This window comes from Nonomuraea sp. NPDC050451, from assembly GCF_044458585.1.
This window is the reverse complement of sequence record NZ_JBITHZ010000009.1, coordinates 148,965-171,948: the sequence shown is the minus strand read 5'-3', so window position 1 is coordinate 171,948 and position 22,984 is coordinate 148,965. Positions and strand designations below refer to the sequence as shown.

23 protein-coding genes are annotated in these 22,984 nt (G+C 69.5%); 7 read left to right on the top strand and 16 right to left on the bottom strand.

Going from position 1 to position 22,984, the window contains the following annotated elements:
• Positions 1 to 9 precede the first annotated feature (9 nt).
• Positions 10 to 711 carry a lytic transglycosylase domain-containing protein gene (locus tag ACIBI9_RS27640; RefSeq protein WP_397225699.1) on the bottom strand — a complete coding sequence of 234 codons (702 nt, stop codon included), beginning with the start codon at positions 709 to 711 and terminating at the stop codon, positions 10 to 12.
• Between the two features lie 285 nt (positions 712 to 996).
• Here ACIBI9_RS27640 and ACIBI9_RS27635 point away from each other — a divergent pair, with 285 nt between their 5' ends.
• The 3 genes from ACIBI9_RS27635 (at position 997) to ACIBI9_RS27625 (ending at position 3,697) form a co-directional block, all read left to right on the top strand.
• Positions 997 to 1,671, top strand: a complete 675-nt coding sequence (locus ACIBI9_RS27635; protein ID WP_192788022.1) for a response regulator — start codon at positions 997 to 999, stop codon at positions 1,669 to 1,671.
• Positions 1,668 to 3,080 (top strand): ATP-binding protein, encoded by a 1,413-nt coding sequence (locus tag ACIBI9_RS27630; protein ID WP_397225697.1) that lies wholly within the window; start codon positions 1,668 to 1,670, stop codon positions 3,078 to 3,080. Before ACIBI9_RS27635 ends, ACIBI9_RS27630 begins: the two co-directional genes overlap by 4 nt.
• Positions 3,081 to 3,208: 128 nt before the next feature.
• On the top strand, positions 3,209 to 3,697 hold the full coding sequence (locus ACIBI9_RS27625; RefSeq protein WP_397225695.1) for a hypothetical protein: 489 nt from the start codon (positions 3,209 to 3,211) through the stop codon (positions 3,695 to 3,697).
• On the opposite strand, the gene ACIBI9_RS27620 is transcribed toward ACIBI9_RS27625, so the two are convergent.
• The 12 genes from ACIBI9_RS27620 to ACIBI9_RS27565 form a co-directional block, all read right to left on the bottom strand.
• Positions 3,698 to 5,017, bottom strand: a complete 1,320-nt coding sequence (locus ACIBI9_RS27620) for a PhoH family protein (protein WP_397225693.1) — start codon at positions 5,015 to 5,017, stop codon at positions 3,698 to 3,700.
• Between the two features lie 207 nt (positions 5,018 to 5,224).
• The gene (locus ACIBI9_RS27615; RefSeq protein ID WP_364844543.1) at positions 5,225 to 5,986 is read right to left on the bottom strand and encodes an isoprenyl transferase; all 762 of its coding nucleotides are present in this window, start codon (positions 5,984 to 5,986) and stop codon (positions 5,225 to 5,227) included.
• 51 nt (positions 5,987 to 6,037) lie between these two features.
• Positions 6,038 to 6,538, bottom strand: a complete 501-nt coding sequence (locus ACIBI9_RS27610) for a hypothetical protein (protein WP_397225691.1) — start codon at positions 6,536 to 6,538, stop codon at positions 6,038 to 6,040.
• A 122-nt stretch (positions 6,539 to 6,660) separates the two neighbouring features.
• Positions 6,661 to 7,065, bottom strand: coding sequence for a hypothetical protein (locus tag ACIBI9_RS27605; protein ID WP_397225689.1), 405 nt, complete (start codon positions 7,063 to 7,065; stop codon positions 6,661 to 6,663).
• Positions 7,062 to 7,907, bottom strand: coding sequence for a DUF692 family multinuclear iron-containing protein (locus ACIBI9_RS27600; protein WP_397225687.1), 846 nt, complete (start codon positions 7,905 to 7,907; stop codon positions 7,062 to 7,064). Before ACIBI9_RS27600 ends, ACIBI9_RS27605 begins: the two co-directional genes overlap by 4 nt.
• A 1-nt stretch (position 7,908) precedes the next feature.
• Positions 7,909 to 8,802: a TIGR04222 domain-containing membrane protein gene (locus ACIBI9_RS27595; RefSeq protein ID WP_397225685.1), complete on the bottom strand. Its 894-nt coding sequence runs from the start codon at positions 8,800 to 8,802 to the stop codon at positions 7,909 to 7,911.
• Positions 8,803 to 8,904: 102 nt separating this feature from the next.
• Complete coding sequence (locus tag ACIBI9_RS27590) at positions 8,905 to 9,891, bottom strand: TIGR04222 domain-containing membrane protein (protein ID WP_397225683.1); 987 nt, start codon at positions 9,889 to 9,891, stop codon at positions 8,905 to 8,907.
• Between the two features lie 66 nt (positions 9,892 to 9,957).
• Positions 9,958 to 11,751: a phosphoenolpyruvate carboxykinase (GTP) gene (locus tag ACIBI9_RS27585; protein WP_397225681.1), complete on the bottom strand. Its 1,794-nt coding sequence runs from the start codon at positions 11,749 to 11,751 to the stop codon at positions 9,958 to 9,960.
• Positions 11,752 to 12,000: 249 nt separating this feature from the next.
• Positions 12,001 to 12,522: a hypothetical protein gene (locus ACIBI9_RS27580; protein WP_397225679.1), complete on the bottom strand. Its 522-nt coding sequence runs from the start codon at positions 12,520 to 12,522 to the stop codon at positions 12,001 to 12,003.
• 520 nt (positions 12,523 to 13,042) lie between these two features.
• Positions 13,043 to 14,206 carry a C40 family peptidase gene (locus ACIBI9_RS27575; RefSeq protein ID WP_397225677.1) on the bottom strand — a complete coding sequence of 388 codons (1,164 nt, stop codon included), beginning with the start codon at positions 14,204 to 14,206 and terminating at the stop codon, positions 13,043 to 13,045.
• 122 nt (positions 14,207 to 14,328) lie between these two features.
• Positions 14,329 to 14,829: a transcription elongation factor GreA gene (gene greA / locus ACIBI9_RS27570; RefSeq protein WP_148437100.1), complete on the bottom strand. Its 501-nt coding sequence runs from the start codon at positions 14,827 to 14,829 to the stop codon at positions 14,329 to 14,331.
• Between the two features lie 108 nt (positions 14,830 to 14,937).
• The gene (locus ACIBI9_RS27565; RefSeq protein WP_397225675.1) at positions 14,938 to 15,357 is read right to left on the bottom strand and encodes a DUF4307 domain-containing protein; all 420 of its coding nucleotides are present in this window, start codon (positions 15,355 to 15,357) and stop codon (positions 14,938 to 14,940) included.
• Between the two features lie 135 nt (positions 15,358 to 15,492).
• Between ACIBI9_RS27565 and mca the strand changes: the two genes are divergently transcribed.
• Genes mca through ACIBI9_RS27550 form a run of 3 tightly spaced genes read left to right on the top strand, consistent with a single transcriptional unit; the run spans position 15,493 to position 16,873 of the window.
• The gene (gene mca, locus ACIBI9_RS27560; protein WP_397225673.1) at positions 15,493 to 16,377 is read left to right on the top strand and encodes a mycothiol conjugate amidase Mca; all 885 of its coding nucleotides are present in this window, start codon (positions 15,493 to 15,495) and stop codon (positions 16,375 to 16,377) included.
• Between the two features lie 34 nt (positions 16,378 to 16,411).
• The gene (locus tag ACIBI9_RS27555; protein WP_364844576.1) at positions 16,412 to 16,576 is read left to right on the top strand and encodes a hypothetical protein; all 165 of its coding nucleotides are present in this window, start codon (positions 16,412 to 16,414) and stop codon (positions 16,574 to 16,576) included.
• Positions 16,577 to 16,873 (top strand): GNAT family N-acetyltransferase, encoded by a 297-nt coding sequence (locus tag ACIBI9_RS27550; RefSeq protein ID WP_397225671.1) that lies wholly within the window; start codon positions 16,577 to 16,579, stop codon positions 16,871 to 16,873.
• Here ACIBI9_RS27550 and ACIBI9_RS27545 read toward each other — a convergent pair.
• The gene (locus ACIBI9_RS27545; RefSeq protein ID WP_397226069.1) at positions 16,856 to 18,004 is read right to left on the bottom strand and encodes a hypothetical protein; all 1,149 of its coding nucleotides are present in this window, start codon (positions 18,002 to 18,004) and stop codon (positions 16,856 to 16,858) included. The two genes, ACIBI9_RS27550 and ACIBI9_RS27545, sit on opposite strands and share 18 nt — an antisense overlap.
• Positions 18,005 to 18,199: 195 nt before the next feature.
• On the opposite strand from ACIBI9_RS27545, the gene ACIBI9_RS27540 reads away from it, so the two are divergent.
• On the top strand, positions 18,200 to 20,152 hold the full coding sequence (locus ACIBI9_RS27540) for a thioredoxin domain-containing protein (protein ID WP_397225669.1): 1,953 nt from the start codon (positions 18,200 to 18,202) through the stop codon (positions 20,150 to 20,152).
• Here the strand turns inward: ACIBI9_RS27540 and ACIBI9_RS27535 are convergent.
• Both ACIBI9_RS27535 and ACIBI9_RS27530 read right to left on the bottom strand, forming a co-directional pair.
• On the bottom strand, positions 20,149 to 22,146 hold the full coding sequence (locus tag ACIBI9_RS27535) for a transglycosylase domain-containing protein (protein ID WP_397225667.1): 1,998 nt from the start codon (positions 22,144 to 22,146) through the stop codon (positions 20,149 to 20,151). The two genes, ACIBI9_RS27540 and ACIBI9_RS27535, sit on opposite strands and share 4 nt — an antisense overlap.
• Before the next feature lie 255 nt (positions 22,147 to 22,401).
• Positions 22,402 to 22,881, bottom strand: a complete 480-nt coding sequence (locus ACIBI9_RS27530) for an Lrp/AsnC family transcriptional regulator (protein WP_397225665.1) — start codon at positions 22,879 to 22,881, stop codon at positions 22,402 to 22,404.
• Between the last annotated feature and the right edge of the window lie 103 nt (positions 22,882 to 22,984).

Genomic DNA, 22,984 nt, shown 5'->3' with positions numbered 1-22,984 from the left:
GTTGACCCTCTAATACCAACCCACCGACTGTGAGTGTCCCCAGGCGCCGCAGGGCGTGCCGTAGCGGCCCTTGATGTAGCCGAGGCCCCACTTGATCTGCGTCGCGGCGTTGGTCTGCCAGTCGCTGCCCGCGCTGGCCATCTTGCTGCCGGGGAGGGACTGCGGGATGCCGTACGCGCCGGAGTAGCGGTTCATCGCCCGCTCGTTCCAGCCGCTTTCCTTCTGCCAGAGCCGCTCCAGGCAGCCCCACTGGTCGTCGCCCCAGCCCATGGAGGCGAGCATGGCCTTGGCGGTGGCCTTGTTGCTGCCCGGCGAGGGGTCGCTGCCCGGCGGGAAGTTCGCGGCGGGGAACCCGTCACCGCCCGGCGCCCTCTTCGGCACCACCCAGTCGATGTCGGGGTTCTTGCCCGCGGAGGCCCGACCGTCCTTGAGCTTGTCCGCCTTGTATGCCTGCTCGGCGGCGTTCTTGAGCGCGTCGTTCTGGGGGTCGGGCGTGTAGAAGCTGCCGCTGGTGATGGCGCCCAGTTGCTCGGGCGTGAAGGGCGTGACGGCTGGCCTCTTGGCGTTCTCGACGGCGCGGTAGGCGACGAAACCGCCTCCGCCGACCACGACCACCAGCGAGACGGTGGTGATGACCACCGCTTTCGCGCTCAGGCGCTTCTTGGGCCGGCGCGCCGGGGGGAGGTCTTCCTTCGGCGGGCGCTCACTCAACTGCGGACCGGGGCTCACGAACCATGAGCTTGCCCTGTACTGGGGGGTGGTCCGCAACCGAAACGCGGGAATCGCTTGGGGCCCCGTTGGCTAACTTGCTGGTAAGCGTGGCGTTTCCGAAATAGTGTGATATTGCTCACACGAAGGACGGCTCCTCCTCAGAGGCCCGCAAACCAGAGGGAGGCCGCTTCCAGGGTGCCGCGGCTACTTCGGTGTCCCATCTGTGACACGTCACAGTTTGATGACTTAGTTCGGGCATTCGGGACATGGAATAATAATTTGTGCGTGGCTGGCATCCTCCTGGTTGAAGACGACCCCTCGGTCCGCATGGCTCTCGAGCTGGCGCTGACCCGGCAGGGGCATTCCGTCACCTCGTACGCGACCGGCGAGGAGGCACTCGACCACATCAGGGCCCGCCGCCCGGAGATCGCGATCCTCGACGTGATGCTCCCCGGGATCGACGGGATCGAGGTCTGCCGCCGCGTACGCAAGCTCGACCAGCTCCCCGTCATCCTGCTCACGGCCCGCGGCGACGACCTGGACGTGGTGGTCGGTCTGGAGGCCGGCGCGGACGACTACGTGGTCAAGCCGGTCGAGCCCCGGGTCCTGGACGCGCGCATCCGCGCCATACTGCGCAGGGCCGAGTCCGCCGCCTCCGATCGCATCACCTTCGGCGACCTCGTGATCGACCGGGGCGCGCTCAAGGTCATGCTGGCCAACAAGGAGATCCACCTGACGCCGACCGAGCTGCGGCTGCTGCTGGAGCTCGTACGGCACCCGGGCCAGGTGCTCAACCGCCGCTACCTGCTGCGCGAGGTGTGGGACCACACGCACATCGCCGACTCGCGGCTGGTGGACGCCTGCGTGCAGCGGATCCGGGCGAAGATCGAGCCGAAGCCGGCCGAGCCCGTGTTCATCCACACGGTGCGCGGGTTCGGCTACCGCTTCAGCCCTCCGTGATCCCCCTGCCCACGGGGCTGCGCGCCCGCCTCGTCATCACGTTCACGCTCGTCGCCGTCACCGCCTCGCTGCTGGTCGCCACCATCGGCTTCGAGCTGGCCAAAACGGCGCTCGTGACCCGCGAGGAGAACACCTCGCTCGATCTCGTGATCAGAGAGCTGGGCAGCATCACGTTCCCCATCGGCAAGCTCGCGCCCGGCGAGGCCGCGCCGACCATCAAGGAACTGGACCGGGTCGCCACCGCGCTGAGCGGCCCGGGCCGCAGCGTGATCGTGGAGTACGGCACCATGGTCGCCACCGAGGGCCCCATGACCATGAGCGACGTGCCCAACGAGCTCTACGGCCGGGCCAAGCAGAGCGTGGTCACCCAGCGCAAGGTCATCCGCAACCAGCTCTGGCTCATCGTCGGCGCCGAGGTCTACCGCGACGTCGACAGCACGCCCCAGGCCACCGGGCTGCGCGCGTTCGTGTTCTTCCCGATGCAGGGCGACGAGAACCAGCTCAACACGCTCAGGGCCACGCTCGCCCAGGCCGGCGCCGCCATCGTGCTGATCGCGCTGGTCGTGGCCCTGCTGTCGGCCAGGCAGGTGCTGCTGCCGGTCAGGCGGCTGAGCGCGGCCGCGCAGGCGCTCGGCCAGGGCCGGCTGGACACGCGCCTGCCCGTACACGGGCAGGACGAGCTGGCCGAGCTGACCGCCAGGTTCAACGACGCGGCCGCGGCGCTGGAGCTGAGCGTGGCCGAGCTGCGCTCGCTGGAGGCCATGTCGCGCAGGTTCGTGGCGGACGTCTCGCACGAGCTGCGCACGCCCCTGACCGCCATGACCGCCGTGGCCGACATGCTCTCCGAGGAGGCGGGCCGGCTGCCTGAGGCTCCGGCTGAGGCCGTCCGGCTGGTCCTCCGGGAGATCGAGCGCCTGCGCGAGCTGGTCGAGCACCTCATCGAGATCAGCCGCTTCGACGCGGGCACGGCCACGCTCAACGTCGAGCCGGTGAACGTGGCCGACGCCATCGCGGACTGCCTGGAGGTACGCGGCTGGACCGACCAGGTCGAGGTGAAGGCGTCCCAGGGCTTGACGGTGAACCTCGACCCGAGGAGGTTCGACGTCATCGTGGCCAACCTGGTCGGCAACGCGCTCAAGCACGGGCAGCGCCCCGTCATGGTGAGCGCCAGAGGCACGGAGAACGGCCTGGAGGTGAAGGTGCGCGACCACGGCAAGGGCATACCGCGCGAGGCGCTGCCGCACGTCTTCGACCGCTTCTTCAAGGCCGGCGCGGGCCGGGCCCGCAGTCAGGGCAGCGGCCTCGGCCTCGCCATCGCCCGGGCGAACGTCCACCTCCACGGCGGCACGATCTCCGTACGCCCGCAGAATCCCGGCACGCTCTTCACGGTCTGGCTCCCACACTCATGACCGCTTCCCTGTTCATGGCCTCCACTCCGCGGAGGCGCGCTCGGTCGCCTCGATGCCGCCGCCTTCCCCCGCTCTGGTCGCTGCGCTCCCGCCGCTCCTCCAGGCGACGGCACTCCCTCGCGGTGTTCATGGCGCTCGCTCTAGCGCTTACCCTGACGGCCTGCGGCATCTCGCCCACGGACGTCCAGGACCGGGGGAACGCGCCCACCATCAAGATCCCGCCGCCGTCCAAGACGATCTTCCTGATCAGGAACGGCAAGCTCGCCCTGGAGGCGGCCGACGTCGAGAACGACACCGTCGCCAGCCTGCTCGGCGCGCTCTTCGCGGCCTCCTCGCAACCTCTCGACGGCGGCCGGGACACCGCGCTGCGCGGGTTCACGTACCTGGGGATCAAGGACTCGCTGAACCCCGTGCAGCGCGACGAGGTCCAGCTGCCGCGCACCTCGACGCTGACCGTCTACATCAGGGGCGAGGGCACGCTCACCAGGCTCGGCATGGCGCAGATCGTCTGCACGGCCCAGCAGGACGCGGCGTACGAGATGGTGAAGATCGTCCGGGAGAACGTGAACCGCCCCTCCAGGTCGGAGGGGCAGCACACCTGCGGCGAGCTCAAGTGATCACATCGTGATGTCCTCGAGCATCTCCGTCACCAGCGCCGCGATCGGAGAGCGCTCCGACCTGGTCAGCGTGACGTGTGCGAAGAGCGGGTGGCCCTTCAGCTTCTCCACCACCGCGACCACGCCGTCGTGCCGGCCGACGCGGAGGTTGTCGCGCTGGGCCACGTCGTGGGTGAGCACCACCCGCGAGTTGGCGCCGATCCGGCTCAGCACGGTCAGCAGCACCCCGCGCTCCAGCGACTGGGCCTCGTCCACGATCACGAACGCGTCGTGCAGCGACCGGCCCCGGATGTGCGTCAGCGGGAGCACCTCCAGCATGCCCCTGTCGAGCACCTCCTCGATCACCTCGGGTGAGGTGATGGCGCCGAGCGTGTCGTAGACCGCCTGCGCCCACGGGCCCATCTTCTCGCCCTCGGTGCCCGGCAGGTAGCCGAGCTCCTGGCCGCCCACGGCGTAGAGGGGGCGGAAGACGACCACCTTGCGGTGCTGGCGGCGCTCCAGGACCGCCTCCAGGCCCGCGCAGAGCGCGAGCGCCGACTTGCCGGTGCCTGCCCGGCCGCCCAGCGAGACGATGCCGATCTCCGGGTCCATCAGCAGGTCGAGCGCGATGCGCTGCTCGGCGGAGCGGCCGTGCAGGCCGAACACCTCGCGGTCGCCGCGTACGAGCTTGACCGACTTGTCCGGCTGCACCCTGCCGAGCGCCGAGCCCTTGGCCGACAGCAGCCGCAGGCCGGTGTGCGCAGGCAGTTCCCTGGCCTCCTCGACGTCGGCGCTGCCCTGCTCGAAGAGCACCTCGACGTCCTCCGCGGTCACCTGGACCTCGGCCATCCCCGTCCAGCCCGACTCATGGACGAGCTCGGCGCGGTATTCCTCGGCCGCCAGGCCGATCGAGGCCGCCTTGACCCGCAGCGGCAGATCCTTGGAGACCAGGACCACGTCGCAGCCCTCGGCGGCCAGCGAGCGGGCCACGGTCAGGATGCGGGTGTCGTTGTCTCCCAGGCGGAACCCGACCGGCAGGATCGACGGATCGCTGTGATTGAGCTCAACCCTGATCGTGCCGTCCCCCGTGGGCATCGCCTCGTCGAGCCTGCCGTACTGGATCCGCAGGTCGTCGAGGTAGCGCAGGGCCTTCCTGGCGAAGTAGCCGAGCTCGGGATGATGCCGCTTCCCCTCCAGCTCGGTGATGACCACGATCGGAAGAACCACGTCGTGCTCGGCGAAGCGCGTCATTGCCGCCGGGTCGGCCAGCAGGACCGACGTGTCCAGCACGTACGTACGCTTGGCCGACAGGTGAGTAGGGTTGCTCGAGGACACTGCCACACGTTCTCCCCCGGGCGCCCATAAGCGCGAGCGCCCTGCAGACGAGGCGGGATTCGGACCGGACCCGCATCCCCGACCGCGAGCTGCCGTCGGCGCCGGGTACCGGCCCCCCTCGGCAGATCTTGGTGCAAAGGCGGGCCCTCTCCGAAATGTCCGGCCTGCGGTCGGACATTTACTACGTTACGTTCTGAATGCCCCGTTGTCGCGTCATGAACCGTAACGTCGGTGTCTCGCAGCGTAGTCGCGCAGCGCCCGCAGGAAATCCACCCTGCGGAAGTCAGGCCAGTAGGCCTCGTGGAAGTAGAACTCGGAGTGAGCGCTCTGCCAGAGCATGAAGCCGGACAGGCGCTGCTCGCCCGAGGTCCGGATGAGAAGGTCCGGGTCGGGTTGGCCGCGAGTGTAGAGATGCTCCGCGATGTGCTCCACATCGAGCACCTCAACGAGGTCCTCGATGCTCGCCCCTTTGCTCGCTTGCTCCTGGAGCAGTGAGCGCACCGCATCGGCAATCTCACGCCTTCCTCCATACCCAACTGCAACGTTCACAATCAGGCCTGGACGGTGTGATGATGCTTCCTTTGCGTTTTTTAGGACATTCGCCGTTCGGTCCGGCAGCAGATCCAGCGCGCCGACCGGGCTGATCCGCCAGCCCTCCTCCACCAGCTCCTGCGTCACGTCCTCGATGATGCGCAGCAGGGGCTCCAGCTCCTCCTTCGGCCGGTTGAGGTTGTCGTTGGACAGCATCCAGACCGTGACGACCTCGACGCCCGTCTCACGACACCAGTTGAGCAGCTCCGAGATCTTGTCCGCGCCCTTGCGGTGGCCGCTGGCGACGTCACGCATGCCCATCGCGCGTGCCCAGCGGCGGTTGCCGTCGATGATCACCCCGACGTGCCGGGGGATGATGTCCTTCGACAGCTTGGACTCCAGCCTGTGCTCATACAGCCGGTAGACCAGATCGCGCAGGCCCACGGAGTGCCTCCCCAGCGGTTGCCTTCGGTCGCATGACCCAACAGGCAATTATCACCGCGAATCGCCCGTGCCTGCTCCCTCTAGCGGATTCCTCGCCAGATCTCTACCTTCTAGACATCCTTCCGCCTCATCCACGAGGCTCCGGACGAACACCGACAGCTCCGACGACGTCAGCACCGCCCGCATGCCCACGCCCGTCGAGCCCCACGCCTCCACGTACGCCCTTCTGGTCAGCCGCCACTCGCCCTTGGCGGCCTGCCACACCGGGATGGTCCTGAGCTGGCAGCGCAGCTCCCCGCCGCCCACCAGGCCCGCTCGGGTGCGGTAGCGGAAGGAGAACAGCTCGCTGTCCGGCTCCTCGTCGGGGAACCTGTCGTCGGGATCGGTCCACCGCCTGGCCGCTCCGCGTCCCCGCCGGGCCTCGTCCACGCCGCGCGCCAGGCGCGCGAGCAGCCAGCCGCACCGCTCTCCGACGCTCCCGTACGGCGTGCCGTCGCGATGCAGCTCAAGGGTCACCTCGTACGGCGTGCCGACGCTGTCCTTGCATGCCACTGGCGTGACGGTCAGATAAGACCCGTCGACACAACGCAATCCCCCCATTCTCTGACGGTTTCCGGCCGAATGTCGGCTAAACCGGCTATGCCGGATCCGCCCCTGGCCGGTTGTGGCCAAGCTCAAGGCAGGAAACGCGACCACCAGCGGGGTTTGGGCGGCGGATCGGGCATGCGGCCGCGCTCGCGCAGCCAGGCGGCGAAGTCGTCCGCGTCGGTGCGATAGCCGGGCGGCGGCTCGCTGCGGGAGCGGGCGTAGGCGGCGAACTCCGCGGCCAGGTCGGGACCCGCCGCGGCGGCGGCGTCGGGCCGGATCCTGGCCACGATGCCGCGCCGCTTGGCGACCAGGCTCGACGCCTGCGCCCGCATCCGCTCCGGGTCGAACCCCCGGGGCAGCTCCGCGCCGGCGACGAGCGCGGCCACGAGGTCCCCCTGCGCCTCGGCCAGCCGCCGCCGCGCCTCCTCCACCCCCTCGGCATGGTGCCGGTCCGCCATCCGGACTCCCTCGGCATGGTGCCGGTCCGTCATCCGGACTCCCCGGCCGCGGACATCGCCGTACGGATCCTGGCCAGCTCGTTGCCCAGGGCGGCGTCGCTCGGGTACTCGTCGTCCCACTCCAGCAGCACTCCCGGCGGGGTGGCGCGGGCGCACAGCTCCGTGAGCAGGTCGAGCACCGGCTCCGGCGCGGACGTGGTGTGCGTGTCGTGCCAGATGCCGTGGTGCTCGTACCCGCCGGCCACGTGGACGTACGCGAGGTGCTCGAGCGGCAGCGCGTCGAGCGCGTCCGTGGCCGACAGCCCCAGGTTGAACTGGTTGGTGTAGAGGTTGGCCACGTCGATCAGCAGCCCGACCCCGGTGCGCTCGACCAGCTCGGCGAGGAACTGGGCCTCGGTCAGCTCGTCGTCCGGCCAGCCGAAGATGGCGGCGACGTTCTCCAGGGCGAGCGGCACGGGCAGCGCGTCCTGGGCCCTGCGCACGTTCTCGGTGATGACCTGCAGGGACTCGCGGGTGCGCGGCACGGGCAGCAGGTGCCCGGCCTCGATGCCGCCGCCCCGTACGAACGCCAGGTGCTCGCTGACCAGCGGCGAGTCCAGCGCCTCGGCGCAGGCGGCGAGGTGGGCGAGCCGGGCCGGGGAGGGCGGCTCGGCGCCGCCGACGCCGAGCGACACTCCGTGCGGGACCACCGGCAGGCCCCTGGTGCGCAGCACGCGTAACGACTCGGGGAGGTCGGCGGGCCTGATGTTCTCGGCGACGACCTCGAGGAAGTCGACGCCGGGCATCCGCTCGATGGACAGGTCCAGCTCGGCCCGCCAGCCGATCCCGACCCCCAGCTCGACCCCGGTACGCTGCCGGGCTCCCGGCTCGGCCATGTCAGCTTCCCCCTCCCCCGCAACCGCCGCCGCAGCCGCTCCCGCCGCCGCAGCCCGACGAGCCGCCGCCGTCTCCTCCGGTGCTGCATCCGTTGTTTGCGCTGTATCCGCCACCGTACGTCGGCCGCCGCCTGGACCGGCTGGCTGCCTTGGCCACACGCAGGTCGGCCTTCAACCGCGCGCTCGGGCCGTACAGCGCGGTGCGCACCCGCCCGTCCCCCGAGCCCAGCGTGTGCGTCTTCCTGGCGTTGCCGAGCCGCTCCACCCCGTGGGCGGTGAGCTTGTGCCGACGGGACTTCCTGCGGTTGGCGATCGCGGCGGCCGCGCTCGCGCCGGTGATCGCCAGGACGATCAGCGAGAACATCGGGAGCAGCTTCGTGCCCTCGGTGAGCACGGTGACCACGGCCGCCACGGCCCCCGCGAAGGCCAGCGCCGACACCACCTGAAGGCCGGCGGCCAGCCGGTTGAGCTGCCTGGCGCGGTCGTCGGGCAGGACCAGGCCGTCGTCCGTGAGGCGGCTCTTGAGCTCGCCCATCGCCAGGCTCCTGCGCACCTCGACCTTGAGCGCGGACGACGGGAGTCCGGAACGGTCGGCGACGGTGGCCAGCGCCACCTGCTCGACGGGGTCCCGCGACACCGATGGCGCGTGGACGCTGTGCACGTGCCCCCCGCGTGACACGCGCAGATCTCCCGAGCCGGTCAGGAGAGCGATGGCCGTGCCGGCCACCTGCTCCGGGCCGCCCGCCAGGTAGGCGAGCTCGTAATGGCTCAGTTTGTGGCCCATGGCGCGAGTACGGGACGTCGTCGGGACGGCGTGCTCGCGTTTGATTGTGGAGGCGGTGGTGATGGCTATCGCGGCCAGAGCCACCGAAAGGATCAGCAGGAACAGGTCCATTTAGGCCTCCCTCCGTACAGCCGAATCAGGCTGGTTATCGGAAGGACGCGTAAGGCAGAGGTAAAGGTTTCGTTCTGCTCATTTAGATTATTCGAATTTCCGTCAGCTGCTCCCGCCGCCGCAACTCGAACCGCCGCCCCCGCAACTCGAACCGCTGCCGCAACTCGACGAACTCCCGCCGCAACTCGACGATCCGCCGCCGAAGTCCATGCCGCCGAAACCGCCGGATGAATCGCTGCCGAACGTCGTGCCGTCGCCGCCGCCGTACGTCCCGCAGGCCCCGGCGCAGTCGCCTCCCGGGTCACCGGCCGACAGCTCGTCGCACAGGCTCTGGTCCCCGGCGTCCTGCAGCCCGTACAGCGCGACGGGTATCCCGACGGCCATGGCCAGGGAGCTCTGGTCGTACACGCCCCTCGGGTGGTGGCCGCGGGCCGACTGCAGGACCTCGCGCCCCTCCCTGGTGAGGACGTTGCGCAGCCTGCGACGCTGCCGGGCGAGCGCGGCGAGCGCCGAGAAGAGCGCGATCGCGGTGAAGAAGAGCACCCCGAGGAACACCGGCTCCTTCGCCGCCAGCCCGGCGGCGGCCAGCGCGACCACCAGCAACGCGAACCCGCCCGCGACGCCTATGGCCGCCTTCTGCAGCTTCCTGCGCCGCCACGCCGTCCCGAACGCCTGCTCCGGCACGATCAGGCCGCGCGCCTGGAGACTGCCGGCCAGCCCCACCAGTGCCGGATGCGTCTCCAGCGCACGCCGTAGCTCGCTCGCCCGGTAGCCGCCCGGCCGGGCGGCCAGCGTGTCCAGCACGGCCTGCTCGATCGGCACCGGCGAGGGCCGCGCGCCGTGGACGACGGTGACCTGCGACCCGCGTGACACGCGAACGGCGCCGGCCCTCGCGAGGACGGCCAGCGCCGTGTTGATCGTTCGCCGTGGCCCGCCGGACAGGTAGGTCAGCTCGTAATGGGACAGGTCGTGGCCGCGGCCGGTGGGCGCCGGCTCGCTGACGCGCCTGCGCTCCCGCTCGACGCTCTGTTCCGCCACGTTGACCAGGAAGACCACGCCCAGCGCGGCGAAGAGCAGGAAGTAATCCACGGCGGCCCCTCCTAGCGGTACGGCAGTCCGTCAAATTAGACGGAGCCGCCGTACCGCACAAGGGGGTCAGCCGAGCCGGTCCAGCAGGGCGTTGTACTCGTCCCACAGCTCCTTCGGCAGATGCGAGCCGAACTTGTCGAAGTGGGCCGGGATCAGCGACGCCTCCTCGCGCCACACTTCCTTGTCGACCGACAGGAGAGTGCGCAGGTCCTCCTCGGTGAGGTCCAGGCCCTTGGTGTCGAGGTCGGCCGGCAGCAGGCCGATCGCCGTCGGCACGGCCTTGGCCTCGCCGTTGAGCCGGTCGACGATCCACTTGAGCACGCGGCTGTTCTCGCCGAAGCCCGGCCAGATGAACTTGCCCTCGGCGTTCTTGCGGAACCAGTTGACGTAGTAGATCCGCGGCAGCTTGGCGCCCTTGCGGCGGCCGATCTCCAGCCAGTGGTCGAAGTAGTCGCCCATGTTGTAGCCGCAGAACGGCAGCATGGCGAACGGGTCGTAACGCAGCTCGCCGACCTTGCCCTCGGCCGCGGCGGTCTTCTCGGAGGCGACGTTGGCTCCGAGGAAGACGCCGTGCTCCCAGCTCAGCGACTCCGTGACCAGAGGCACGGCGGTGGCGCGGCGGCCGCCGAACAAGATCGCCGAGATGGGCACGCCCTTCGGGTCCTGCCATTCGGGTGCGATGGTCGGACACTGGGAGGCGGGAGTGGTGAAGCGGGCGTTCGGGTGGGCGGCCGGCTCGCCGCTGCCGGGCGTCCACGAACGGCCCTTCCAGTCGGTCAGGTGCGCCGGCGGCTCCTCGGTCAGCCCCTCCCACCACACGTCGCCGTCGTCGGTGAGCGCGACGTTGGTGAAGATGCTGTTGCCCCAGAGCGTCTTGATCGCATTGGCGTTGGTCACCTGGCCGGTGCCAGGGGCGACGCCGAAGAAGCCGGCCTCCGGGTTGATCGCGTAGAGGCGGCCGTCGTCGCCGAAGCGCATCCAGGCGATGTCGTCGCCGATCGTCTCGACCTTCCAGCCCGGGATCGTGGGCTGGAGCATGGCGAGGTTGGTCTTGCCGCAGGCGCTCGGGAAGGCGGCCGCGATGTAGCGGGTCTCGCCGGACGGCGGCGTGAGCTTGAGGATCAGCATGTGCTCGGCCATCCAGCCCTCGTCGCGGGCCATGGCGCTGGCGATGCGCAGGGCGTAGCACTTCTTGCCGAGCAGGGCGTTGCCGCCGTAGCCGGAGCCGTACGACCAGATCTCGCGGGTCTCGGGGAAGTGGCTGATGTACTTCGTCGAGCTGCACGGCCAGGGCACGTCCTGCTGACCGTGCTCCAGCGGCGCCCCGACGGAGTGGACCGCCTTGACGAACTCGCCCCGCTTTTCGATCAGGCGAAGCGCCTTGTCCCCCATCCTGGTCATGATCCGCATGGAGACGGCGACGTACGGAGAGTCGGTGATCTCGACGCCGAGCTGCGAGATCTCGCCGCCGAGCGGGCCCATGCAGAACGGCACGACGTACATCGTGCGGCCGCGCATGCAGCCCTTGAAGAGCTGCCGGAACGTCCGGCGCATCTCGTCGGGCGCGATCCAGTTGTTGGTCGGGCCCGCGTCCTCCTCGCGCTCGGAGCAGATGAACGTACGGTCCTCGACCCTGGCCACGTCGCTGGGGTCGGACTTGGCGTAGAAGCTGTTAGGCCGGGCGGCGAGCCGCGTGAACGTCCCCTGATCCACGAGCAGGTTGGTCAGGCGCGTCCACTCCTCCTCGGACCCGTCGCACCACTCGATCCGGTCTGGCTGGGTCAGGGCTGCGATCTCGTTCACCCACGCGGCCAATTCGCTATTGCTGGTCGGTGCGGGCACTTCCACGGAAACGGACACGACTGCGACTCCTCCACTCTCTCAGGGCCCAGTCATCATTAACGACGAAGCGGCATGAAAGCCAATTGGCATAGACCTGTTGGCTTTGACCGTCGCCGCAGGCAGCGGCCCTGACGATTGGGGGAGCCTACCCAGCCCGAGCAGATTTAAAAGAGAATTAACATGCAGTGGTCCAGTCCAATTCGGCTGGTCTAAACCAATTTCCCAAGTGGTTTAGTCCATTTCTGCGCCCGTTTCCGCTGCGTGGTCTCAGGAATTGACATCGGGTCCGGCGGAGCGAACGCGGTCGACGTGCTGGAGTGCGTCCCTCAGGTCGGCGAGCCAGGTGTCGGTGTGCTTGCCGACCAGACGTACGCACCAGGCGAGCGCGTCACTGCGGCTCCTGGCCACTCCCGCGGCCACGAGCGTGTCCAGAACCTGCCGCTCCGTCTGGCGCAGCCGGGTCATCACGGGCACGGAGAGTGTGGTGAACATCACAGTCTCGCCGCCGCAGACCACGCCCCAGGACACCTTCTGCCGGAACTTGCGCTCGGCCTCCCGGGCGATCTCGATCCGCCGCTCGCGCGTCTCCTCCCTGAACCTCCTGGCCAGCCCCTCGACCAGAGCGGCCCGCTCGGCCTCCGACACGTCGTCCGGGAGGTCGGGGAGGGCGCCGAGCACCGCGATCTCCTCGCGGTCCCTGACGATCTCGGGCGCACCGGTGAACCAGCCCTCTGGTAGCCGCCCGGTGAACCAGCCGTGAATCTGCGCGGTCTCGTCGTCTGTTGCCATGTAATCACCATTACACAGTTGCACGCCAAATGCACGCCTCGAAGGCCCCGTTTATGCCCCCCACCGGCCCCTTCCGCCCCATGCCCACCGCCCGCCACACGACCCCCGTGCTGAGGCAAGGGCGGCGCCCCGAGCGGCTGCAAGTACGAGCACAGCGGCGCGAGCACGGCCACAGCGGGCACGGCGCGGCGGCACAGCGCGGGTGCGCATCAGTGGCGAGCCGTCCGTCTTCTGAGCCTCGCGTGTGGGCCTGGGGGCTGCTCAGCGCGGCGCCCTCCGGAGTGCGCGCCGTCCGCTGCCCCGAGCGCGCCATGCCGCCATGCACTGCCCCATGCCGCCAACCGCCCGCAGCATCGTGGCGGGCTCCCATGCGGTGGGACGCCGTGCGCACGTCGGTGTCAGACGGCGCCAGACGGCGGGCGGCACCAGGCGGTGCGCGGCGGGCGGCCGGGCTGGGGGGCATCAGGCGGCGGGCGAGTCGGCAGGGGGCCGCCGAGGGCTGGCATGGGGCCAGCGGGGGCTAGCGGACCTTGGTGGCGGCGGCTGGGCTTACGCGGACGACGCCCGCCAGGTTGCGGGTGTGTACGGGCGAGATCTTGACGACGTCACCGGTGCGCGGCGCCTGGATCATCTTCCCGTTACCCCAATAAATCGCGACATGGGAGATGTAGTCGGGATTAGTAGGGTCAAGGCGCCAGAAGATCAGATCCCCCGGCTGGGCCTGCGACAGCGGAACCTGCGGCCCCGTCACCCACTGCTGGTGCGTCACCCGGGGCATCCGCACCCCCGCCTGCGCGAAGGCCCACTGGACCAGGCCGGAGCAGTCGAAGGTGTCGGGCCCCTCGGCGCCCCACACGTACGGCCGGCCGAGCTTGGAGGCGGCGGCCTTCAGCGCCACCGTGATCTGCTCGCCCGTCATGAACGACCCGGAAGGCCAGGTACGGGTCTGGGTCTGCGGCTGCGGGAGCACCGGGTTGACCATGGCCACCTGCGTGCCCTTGGGCAGCCGCCGGAGGATGGCCTTGCGCAGCGTCTCGGAGTTGGTGTCGGGGGCGCTCACGATGAGGGCGTTGTCGTGCGGCAGCCCCAGGGTCCGCCCCACGTTCTTGGACACGACGGCGTCCACCGCGCCGAACCCGGTGGTGGCGTACGCGCCGATCCGCAGCGTCCCCGCCGGGCTCGCCACCCGCCGGTGCAGCGCGAGCCCTCCGTCGTTGCCCAGCACGAACGACACCGCCACGTCGCCCGCCGCGACGTTCTGCCAGAGCGCGTCGGACGAAGCGGTCACCTTGGGCGTGTACGAGCGGAACGTGGACGGATTGACCGCCAGCGTCTGCACCCGCTTGCCGTCGAGCATGACGGACGCCGCGTCGGCCAGCTCCAGCGCCCGCACCCCGCGCAGCTTGGCCACCTTCCGTAACAGCTCGTTGGTGAACGGCTTGCGGGTCAGCACGAACAGGTTGGGCTTGTGCAGCTTCTTCAGCGGATCCACAGGCTGGACGCTGGTCACAGGCGGCTGTTGCTGCTGTCCTTGCTGCTGCTGTTGCGGCCGGCGCTGCTGCGCCAGCGGCGTCGGCTTGAGCGTGGCCTGGGCGCGTACGGGCCCGACGTCCTGCCCGGATCGCGCGAGCAGCAGCACGTCGGCGGTCAGCACCGCGACCAGCGCCACCACGATGAACGGCACCAGCTTGTACGTGTTGCGCCGCTTACGAGAGTTGACCAGGAAACTGAGATCCTGCCGGATCCCTGAGGCACGCGAAAAATCCGCCGGGCCAACGTGGGCCCGGCGGTCGTCCTGCGGGGGTGTCAGTTGCCGATGTACGGCACTGCCTCAAGGATCTCGACCGTGTTCTGGCGGCCGTTGGGCATGGAGTAGGTCGCCTTCTCCCCGATCTTCTTGCCGTTGATCGCCGCCCCGAGCGGGGACTTGGGCGAGTAGACGTCGATCGGAGCTCCGCTCTCCTCGCGGGAGGCGAGCAGGAAGGTGACCTCGTCGTCGTCGCCGACGAACCGGATGGTCACGGTCATGCCGGGGCCCACCACGCCCTCGGCCTTGGGGGCCTCTCCCACCTGGGCGTTGTCGAGGATCTGCCGGAGGTGGAAGATCCGGGCCTCCATCTTGCCCTGCTCGTCCTTGGCGGCGTGGTAGCCACCGTTCTCACGCAGGTCGCCCTCTTCGCGGGCGGCTTCGATCTTCTTGGCGATGTCGACGCGCCCGGGGCCAGAGAGATATTCGTACTCCGCCTTCAGGCGGTCGTACGCCTCCTGCGTCAGCCATGTGACGTTCTCATCGCGAGAGTCGGCCACGGGTTCTCCTTGCTTGCCTAGGGGGCCCTGAGATCACTTGAGGTTACGTGTGGTTGAATTGCGAAAGGCTAACAAGTCAACCGCTCCAACGCTTCCCCAAATGTCTCACTATACGAGATTGCAGTACTGGATGTGGACGGAAGTGGCCTGACCACTGGTGTCGAGGCTTTCCTTGATCTGCTTACTACCCCCGCCAGCCGAGATTCTTACTTCCTTGCTGCCCACTTCCGCGTGATAGACGTCCAGCGCCCTGATCCGGCAGACGGCCACCCTATCGTCTGGCTTGTACACCTCAAAGGTGATCTCCGCGCGATTCGCGCTGACGACGTTGAACGTCACCACCTGCGACGGCGCCTCCGAACCGCCCGCCGTCATCGACCACATCACGTAGCCCCAGCCGCCCGCGATGATGGCCACCAGCACGCCGATCACGACGTGGACGACCAGCCGCCCGCCTCGTTTGGGGCGATCGGCGAAGTCATCGGGTGTGCCGAGAACTGGCTGGTTCTCGACATCTCTGGTCGCCATGGCGGAATCTCCCTGCACTCCCTGAGCGTTATCCGAGACAATTGTCGCCCGCGGGGGGTGTGCCCTCGCGACCGCCCAGCAGAAACTAACCTCTCTGGGCGAGTGACCGGTCCCTACTGAGGAGACATCGAGCCCGTGAGTGCACCGCTGAGGCTGATGGCCGTCCACGCCCACCCCGATGACGAGTCGAGCAAGGGTGCCGCCACGATGGCGCGTTACGTGCGCGAAGGTGTGGAAGTGCTGGTCTGTACGCTCACGGGTGGTGAGCGGGGCTCCGTGCTCAACCCGAAGATGGACCGGCCCGAGATCGTGGCGAACATCGCCGCGGTGCGCAAGGCCGAGATGGACCGGGCCCGCGAGATCCTTGGCGTGCAGCAGCGTTTCATGGGCTTCGTCGACTCCGGGCTGCCGGAGAACGAGGACGAGGCGCTGCCCGAGGGCTGCTTCGCCTTGCAGAAGCTGGAGGACGCCTCGGCGCCGCTGGTGGCGGCCGTGCGGGAGTTCAGGCCGCACGTGATCATCACGTACGACGACGACGGCGGCTACCCCCACCCCGACCACATCATGACCAACAGGGTCTCGGTGGAGGCCTTCGAGGCGGCCGGCGACCCCGACCGCTACCCGGGCACGGGCGACCCGTGGCAGCCGCTGAAGCTCTACTACCAGATGGGCTTCACCAAGGAGCGGTTCGAGGCGCTGCACGAGGCGATGACCGCGCGGGGCCTCGGCTCGCCGTACGCCGACTGGATCGCCCGCTGGGAGGACCGCCCGGCCAAGTGGCCGGTCACCACGCGGGTGCCGTGCGGCGACTACTTCGAGATCCGCGACCAGGCCCTGATCGCCCACGCCACCCAGATCGACCCCGACAGCTGGTGGTTCGTCTGCCCGCGCGAGCTGCAGCAGGAGATCTGGCCGACCGAGGACTACCACCTGGCCCGCTCGCTGGTGGACACGGAGCTGCCGGAGGACGACCTGTTCGCGGGCATCCACGCCGAGGATGTCTCCCCCGCCTGCCACTGACGGGACCACGCTCCCCCAGTGGCAGACTGGAGCTGTGAACGTTCTAGCAGCAGGTGATGTGAGTCCGGGCCTGCTCGGCTTCGTCGTCGTGGCCTTCCTCGGCTTTGCCCTGTACTTTCTGATCAAGTCGATGAACAAGCAGATGTCGAAGATCCAGGTCCCCCACGAGGGCGACGTGGACGACAAGAAGGCCGAGTAGATGCCGATCGAAGTCGTCGACAACTCGACGGAAAGCCGGTTCGAGGTGCTCGTGGACGGCAAGGTCGCCGGGTTCGCCGACTATCGCCTGCTGCCCACCAAGATCGTCTTCACGCACACCGAGGTTCTGCCGGCGTACGAGGGGCAGGGGCTGGCGAGCAAGCTGGTCGCGTTCGCGCTGCAGGCGAGCGCCGACACCGGCCTGCGCGTCGTGCCGCTCTGCCCCTACGTGGCGAAGTACATCGAGCGCCACCCCGAGTTCCAGAGCCTGGTCGACAGCTCATTCGGCAGCGGGTGACCAGGCGCGTTCCAGGGCCTTGGGCAGGCCCCACCAGCCCAGCGGGGTGAGCACCTCGTCCTGGTCGACGATGCCGAGGTAGCCCCACAGGCTCACCACCGAGCCGAACAGGCTCTCGGTCGCGTTGAGGTCGTCGACGTCCTGCTCGTCGACGTCGATGTCCTCCGACTCGGCGATGAGCCGCGCCATCCGCTCGGGCGAGGCCAGCACCCCCGGGCCCAGCCTCGCCAGCGCCGCCACCCCTGCCAGCCAGTCGGCGTGCTGGATCGCGCAGAGGTTGGCCAGCGTCGCGTCCTCCAGGCTGAGCTCCCCGTCCAGGTCGACGAACTCCTCCAGCAGGTCCGCGCTCTCCGACAGGTCCGCGATCGGCCCCGCGATGCCCGCCGCCACCGCCAGCCACAGCTCGCCGTCGTCGTCCGGCATCGGGCCTTCCTCGAACCCGGCGCAGGCCCGCAGCACGTTCGCGGGGTAGCCGGGCAGGGCGAGCAGGGCGCGCAGGCGCGCCGCCGCCGCATCCAGCTCGCCGGCGGGCAGCTCGGGCTGCGTGGGCAGGCCGGCGACGATCCGCTGCAGCTCCGACAGCGCGAACGCCTCCTCCTCGTCCCAGATCGCGAACGACTCCTCGTCCTGCTCGTCGCTCACCGCGAAGCCGGGCACCCTGCCGTCGGGCAGCGGCGTGCTGAGCCAGCGCTCCTGCAGCTCCTCGTACGCGCTGCGGGCCGCCCGGTCGCCCGCCGCCAGCACGTCGGGGTCGATCTCACCGGCCTCGACCCGTTCCTCCAGGTACGCGACCAACCGGCCGAACATCTCCGTCGCCACGGGCCCGCGCTCGTCCTCCTCCGGCCAGACGAAGTAGCTGGGCGTCATGAGGATCGGCTCGGTGCCGGTTGACTCGACCCAGCGCTGCACGTCGCCGACCGTGGCGACACCCGCCTCGATCGAGCTGAGCGTGGCCTTGGCGGACTCCCAGAACGGGCGGGAGAGCGGGTTGCCCGCCGCCATCATGGCGCGCCGCAGGTCGGGCAGCGCCACCAGCGCGACCCCTGACGGGACGGCCAGCAGGGCGCGGGCCACGTCCCTGCGGGTGATGGCGCCGACCGGGCGGCCGGCGTGTGCGCAGACGAAGTCCATATCCACGCCCCGTAACCTACGCCGTCCCGGCCTCCCAAGTCAGCCGCCCCCCGTCTCTCCCGCCGCACACTGACGCCCCTTCGGGGCCGCGCGCCCGTCCGAGGCGCCTGGAAGGCACCCGGCAAGCGGTCACGGGCGGCCGGCGCCGAGGAGGTGTGTGGCGGGGGCGGACTAGGCTGATCGAGGGAGGTCCTGATGAACCGCTTGAAAGACGCCACGAGCCCCTACCTGCTGCAGCACGCGGACAACCCCGTGGACTGGCACCCATGGGGTGAGGAGGCGTTCGCGGAGGCCAGGCGGCGCGACGTGCCGCTGCTGATCAGCGTCGGTTACTCAGCGTGTCACTGGTGTCACGTGATGGCGCACGAGAGCTTCGAGGACCCCGGCACCGCGCGCCTCATGAACGAGCACTTCGTCAACATCAAGGTCGACCGCGAGGAGCGGCCGGACGTGGACGCCGTCTACATGGGCGCCACCCAGGCCATGACGCGCCAGGGCGGCTGGCCGATGACGGTGTTCGCGACGCCCGAGGGCCACCCGTTCTACTGCGGCACCTACTTCCCCCGCCCCCACTTCCAGCGCCTGCTCACCGAGGTGCACAACGTGTGGGTCGGCGACCGGGAGTCCGTGCTGCAGCAGGGCGCCAAGGTGGTGGAGGCACTCAACTCGAACACCACGCTGCCCAGCGGGCCCGTGCCCAAGGAGGAGACGCTGGCGCTGGCCGTGCGGAACCTGGGCCAGGAGTTCGATGGCGTGAACGGCGGGTTCGGCAGGGCGCCGAAGTTCCCGCCGTCCATGGCGCTGGAGTTCCTGCTGCGCTCCGGCGAGCGCGAGATGAGCGGCAAGACGCTCGAGTCGATGGCCCGCGGCGGCATGTACGACCAGCTCGGCGGCGGGTTCGCCCGCTACAGCGTCGACGCGGAATGGGTCGTGCCGCACTTCGAGAAGATGCTCTACGACAACGCGCTCCTGCTGCGCGTCTACACGCACTGGTGGAAGGCGGGTGGCGGCGAGCTGGCGCGGCGGGTGGCGCTGGAGACGGCCGACTGGCTGCTGCGGGAGATGCGCACCGAGCAGGGCGGGTTCGCCTCCGCGCTCGACGCCGACAGCGAAGGTGTGGAGGGCAAGTTCTACGTCTGGACCCCCGAGGAGCTCCGCGAGGTGCTCGGCGAGGACGACGGGCGCTGGGCGCAGGAGCTGTTCGAGGTGACCGGCACGTTCGAGCACGGCACGTCCGTGCTGCAGCTGCCGCGCGACCCCGGCGACCCGGTGCGCCACGCGAGCGTCCGCGAGCGGCTGCTGGCCGCCAGGGAGCAGCGTGTACGCCCGGGGCGCGACGACAAGGTCGTGGCCTCGTGGAACGGCCTGGCCATCGCGGCCCTGGCGGAGACCGGCGTGGTGTTCGAGCGGCCTGACCTCGTGGCGGCGGCCACGGCCGCGGCCGAGCTGCTCGCGAGCACGCACGTGGAGGACGGCAGACTGCTGCGCACCTCCAAGGACGGCAGGGCGGGCACCAACGCCGGGGTGCTCGAGGACTACGCCAACCTGGCCGAGGGCCTGATCTCCCTGTACGGCGTGACCGGCGAGGCCAGGTGGCTCCGGCTGGCAGGGTCGCTGCTGGACACGGTGCTCGACAGGTTCGCCGACGACACGGGCGGCTTCTACGACACGGCCGACGACGCCGAACGGCTCTTCCAGCGGCCGCAGGACCCCACGGACAACGCCACCCCGTCGGGCCAGTTCGCGGCCGCGGGCGCGCTGCTCTCCTACGGCGCCCTGACCGGCTCCGCGCGGCACAGGGAGGCCGCCCACGCCGCGCTCGGCACGGTGTCCGTGCTGGCCACGGGGCACGCCAGGTTCGCGGGCTGGGGGCTGGCCGTGGCGCGGGCGGCGCTGGACGGGCCCGTGGAGGTGGCCGTGATCGGCCCGGCCGACGACCCGCGTACGGCGGAGCTGCACAGGGCGGCGCTGCTGGCCGACGTGCCGGGGCTGGTGGTCGCCCGCGGCCCCGGCGACTTCCCTGAGCTGCTGGAGGGCCGCGGGCTGGTCGGCGGGGCGCCTGCCGCGTACGTGTGCAAGGGGTTCACCTGCCGCCTGCCCGTGACGACGGTCGATGACCTGCGGGCCGAGCTGGGCGCAGCGGGCTAGCCCGTCTGCGGGCGGCCCGTGTTGCCGTCGTTGATCGTGTCGCCCCCGGTCGTGGGCTGGTCGGGCGTCTGCTGCTGCGTGGACGGCGGGCCGGTCTGCTCGGGCTGCTGCTGGTCCTGCTGCTGCCCGTCGTCGCTCGGCTGATCCGTCACCGGCGGGTCATCCGTGGACGAGGGCGCGGTGATGTCGGGCTCGGGCGTGTTGTCGAACCAGTCGTCCGGGTCGGACGGCGGCGTGTACTGCTGCTGGGGAACGTCCTGGTTCTGGTCGGGCGACGAGTAGTCGGGGCCCCAGCCGTAGTCGGACGGCTCGGGGAACTCCTCGACCGGCTTGCCCGCCATGGCCTCGGTCATGAACGCCCGCCAGATCTGCGCCGGCAGCTGGCCGCCGAACTGCGTGCCGTACCCGGGGATCGTGACGGTGGCGTTGTCGTCCCTGAACATGTCGACGGCGACGGCGAGCTGCGGCGTGAAGCCGTTGAACCAGACGCTCTTCGACTTGTCCGTGGTGCCCGTCTTGCCGGCCACCGGGCGGTCGTAGAGCCGGGCGGCGGTGCCGGTGCCGTACTTGACGACCTGCTGCATCGCGTACGTGGTGTCCGCGGCGGCCTGCTCGCCGACCACCCGCGTCGAGACCGGCTCGACGGTCTTCTTCTTGCCCTCGGCGTCGGTGACCGACATCACCACGTGGGCTTCCATGTGCACGCCCTTGTTGGCGAACGTGGAGAAGCCCGAGGCGTTCTGGACGGCGCTGACCGAGGAGACGCCGAGCGGGAAGGACGCGTAGCTCTGCTGCTTCTCGAGCTGCGCCTTGGGGATGCCCGCCTTCTCGGCGACGGCGGCGACCTTGTCCAGGCCGACCTTCTGGCCGAGGTCCACGAACGCGGTGTTGACCGAGTTTTGAGTGGCCCGCACCAGGTTGATCTCGCCGTAGGAGCGGTCGCTGTCGTTGGGGATCGGCTTCGGGTCGGACGCCACGCGCATCGGCGAGTTGCCGTTGACCCTCGTGGACAGGTCGAAGCCGTTGTCGAGCGCCGCCGCCAGCGTGTACGGCTTGAACGTCGAGCCGGCCATGACCTTGGCCGAGAACGCGCTGTCGTACTGGGACTGCGCCGGACTGCCGCCGTAGAACGCGACGATCTCGCCGGTGGCCGGATCGACGGCCGCCAGCCCCGTGTGGACCTTCTTGGGCGTGGCGTCGGGCAGCACGTCCTTGACGGCCCGCTGGGCGGCCTGCATGAGCTTCTTGTCGAACGTCGTGACGACCTTCAGCCCGCCGCCGTTGATGTCCTCGTCGGTGTAGCCGCGCCGGTTGAGCTCGGCCGTCACCTGCTCCAGCATGTACTGGGCCTGGCCCTTGAGCTCGAACGGCTTCTTCGGCGCGGCGAGCTTGGGGAAGCGCTGGGCGGCGACCTGGGCGGGTGTCAGCGCGCCGGTCTGGCCCATCGCGTCGATCACCGACTTCCAGCGCTCCTGGGCCGCCGCCAGGTCGGGGCCCTGGGGATCGGCGAAGCGGCTGGGCTGCTGGATCACCGCCGCGAGGTACGCGCCCTCGGCCACGCTGAGCTTGTCGACGTCCTTGCCGAAGTAGGCGCGGGCGGCCGACTGGACGCCGTTGGCGCCGCGGCCGAAGTAGATCGTGTTGAGGTACTGCTCGAGCACCCAGTCCTTCGACTTGGACTGGTCGACCTTGATCGCGATGAGGATCTCTTTGAACTTCCGGGTGACGGAACGTTCCTGGCTGAGGCCGCTGTAGTAGTTGCGCACGAGTTGCTGGGTGATCGTCGAACCGCCCTGGAGCTGCTGCCCGGTGATGGTGGACCAGACGGCCCGCGCGGTGCCCTTGGCCGAGACGCCGCCGTCCTCGTAGAAGGAGCGGTTCTCGGCCGCGATGACCGCGTCCTGCACGTGCTTGGGCACCTTGGCCAGCTCGACGATCTTGCGGTCGATGCCTCGGCGGGCGAGCACGGTCTTGCCGTCGCGGTAATAGATCACCGAACCCTGCGCGGTGGCCTGCTTCTGCGTGGAATCGGGAATGGGGGTCAGGGCCCATGCGACCGCGAAAAGCCCGACGAGTACGAGGATTCCCGCGCCAAATGAAATCAGTAGAAGTCGGAGAACTCGCCGCTTTCGCATCCCGTTACCACCACCGCTCCGCACCCTCGACCCCCTTGTCCACCCCCGATGCGCTGGGCGAATGTCAAGGCTAAACGATCGATAACGGTGCCTCGTCCCCTAGCGATAGTACGGCTACCGGTCGCCGCGGCGCGGAACATCGGCGACCAACGGCAGCACTCGATAGGGAACCGGGGTGTCCAGGGCGATGATCGAATTAGTCCGGAGCACACCCTGTACATCGACGATTCGGTCGATAACCCGCTGCAAATCGGCATTTGTCCGCGCGACCACGCGGCAGAGAAGATCACTGTCGCCGGTGATCGTGTACACCTCCAGCACCTCCGGAATGGCGGCCAGCCGGTCGGCCACCGGGTCGTGCCCGGCGACCTGCCTTATCTCCATGCTGACGAACGCGGTGACGTCGTAGCCGAGCGCCTCCGGCGACACGTCCGGCCCGAACCCGGTGATCACGCCCCTGGCGATCAACCGGTCCAGCCTGGCCTGAACGGTGCCGCGGGCCACGCCGAGCCGGCGCGAGCACTCGAGCACCCCGAGGCGGGGCTCCTCCGTCATAAGGGAGATCAATCTGGCGTCCAGCTCATCGATCGTCATACTGTACAGATTTACCGGATATTTCCGAGGGCTGCTAGGCAGAGTGTCCACTGATTGAAGTAACTCTTGCGCACTGAGCCCAGAGATATCGAGAGTTGCCGGT

What these genes read in the sequence shown, in the direction of transcription:
- ACIBI9_RS27625 (WP_397225695.1), top strand. Translation starts at nt 3,209, where the DNA reads ATGGCGCTCGCTCTAGCGCTTACCCTGACGGCCTGCGGCATCTCGCCC.
- ACIBI9_RS27605 (WP_397225689.1), bottom strand. Translation starts at nt 7,065, where the DNA reads ATGACGGACCGGCACCATGCCGAGGGAGTCCGGATGGCGGACCGGCAC.
- ACIBI9_RS27600 (WP_397225687.1), bottom strand. Translation starts at nt 7,907, where the DNA reads ATGGCCGAGCCGGGAGCCCGGCAGCGTACCGGGGTCGAGCTGGGGGTC.
- ACIBI9_RS27595 (WP_397225685.1), bottom strand. Translation starts at nt 8,802, where the DNA reads ATGGACCTGTTCCTGCTGATCCTTTCGGTGGCTCTGGCCGCGATAGCC.
- ACIBI9_RS27580 (WP_397225679.1), bottom strand. Translation starts at nt 12,522, where the DNA reads ATGGCAACAGACGACGAGACCGCGCAGATTCACGGCTGGTTCACCGGG.
- ACIBI9_RS27565 (WP_397225675.1), bottom strand. Translation starts at nt 15,357, where the DNA reads ATGGCGACCAGAGATGTCGAGAACCAGCCAGTTCTCGGCACACCCGAT.
- ACIBI9_RS27550 (WP_397225671.1), top strand. Translation starts at nt 16,577, where the DNA reads ATGCCGATCGAAGTCGTCGACAACTCGACGGAAAGCCGGTTCGAGGTG.
- ACIBI9_RS27545 (WP_397226069.1), bottom strand. Translation starts at nt 18,004, where the DNA reads ATGGACTTCGTCTGCGCACACGCCGGCCGCCCGGTCGGCGCCATCACC.
- ACIBI9_RS27540 (WP_397225669.1), top strand. Translation starts at nt 18,200, where the DNA reads ATGAACCGCTTGAAAGACGCCACGAGCCCCTACCTGCTGCAGCACGCG.
- ACIBI9_RS27530 (WP_397225665.1), bottom strand. Translation starts at nt 22,881, where the DNA reads ATGACGATCGATGAGCTGGACGCCAGATTGATCTCCCTTATGACGGAG.